Raw genomic sequence first — 330 nt, 5'->3', positions numbered from 1 at the left:
CACCGTCGATGGTATCGGCACCTGGCAAAGTGGCTTCGGTATGACCGAGAATCGCCTTCGCCAGGTCGGACGGGTCGATGTTGGTCTGCGGCTTGCCTGCGCTGTCGTAAGGCTTCAGATCATTGAGGCTGATGTCGTCGTTCAAGCCAATAGCGTAGACCTTGCTCAAACCGGGAACTGTAGAACTGCCTCCCAACAGCACGAAGCTGTCGGTCGTATTCGAGGCTGAATCATTCCAGTTCGAGGTCGTGCCCTTACCAGTGCCGCCCTGGCTGGAAAACTCGTAAGTACCATCGCCTTGAGCATGAATCGTACCCAGCGTGTCGCTGG

The 330-nt window shown here is 56.7% G+C and carries 1 protein-coding gene; it reads right to left on the bottom strand.

The features are described from left to right. Positions 1-330, bottom strand: a 330-nt coding sequence (locus tag QWI17_RS10030; RefSeq protein WP_302722369.1) for a hypothetical protein, incomplete at both ends; no start/stop codon positions are given.

Origin of the sequence: Gilvimarinus gilvus, assembly GCF_030518155.1 — a bacterium.
Taxonomy (GTDB): Bacteria; Pseudomonadota; Gammaproteobacteria; order Pseudomonadales; family Cellvibrionaceae; genus Gilvimarinus; species Gilvimarinus gilvus.
Note: the sequence above shows the minus strand (reverse complement) of the source record. Positions and strands in the feature narration are given on the sequence as shown.